We start from the raw sequence: 382 nt of genomic DNA on the forward strand, positions 1-382 counted from the left end.
GCGCTTGAGCGACGAGCGCGCGTCCTGCAGGTGCACGTCGCTGTAGTTGAGCGGGCTGCGGTAGTGCGTGCGCACGATGAAGAAGCGCACGCTCTCGGCGTCGTACTGCTCCAGCACTTCGCGGATGGTGAAGAAGTTGCCGAGCGACTTGCTCATCTTCTCGTTGTCGACCCGCACGAAGCCGTTGTGCATCCAGAAGCGCGCGAGCGGCTGGCCCGTCGCGCCCTCGCTCTGGGCGATCTCGTTCTCGTGGTGGGGGAACTGCAGGTCCGCGCCGCCGCCGTGGATGTCGAAGCTCTCGCCGAGCGTGGCGCAGCTCATGGCCGAGCATTCGATGTGCCAGCCCGGGCGGCCGGTGCCGAAGGGGCTGTCCCATTTCGCC

The 382-nt window shown here is 67.3% G+C and carries 1 protein-coding gene; it reads right to left on the reverse strand.

Annotation, left to right across the window (positions count from 1 at the left end):
- Positions 1–382 (reverse strand): class I tRNA ligase family protein (locus AC066S_RS40060; RefSeq protein ID WP_478272104.1); only part of this gene is annotated, 382 nt, incomplete at both ends.

Source organism: Bradyrhizobium sp. CFUWI (assembly GCF_056429085.1).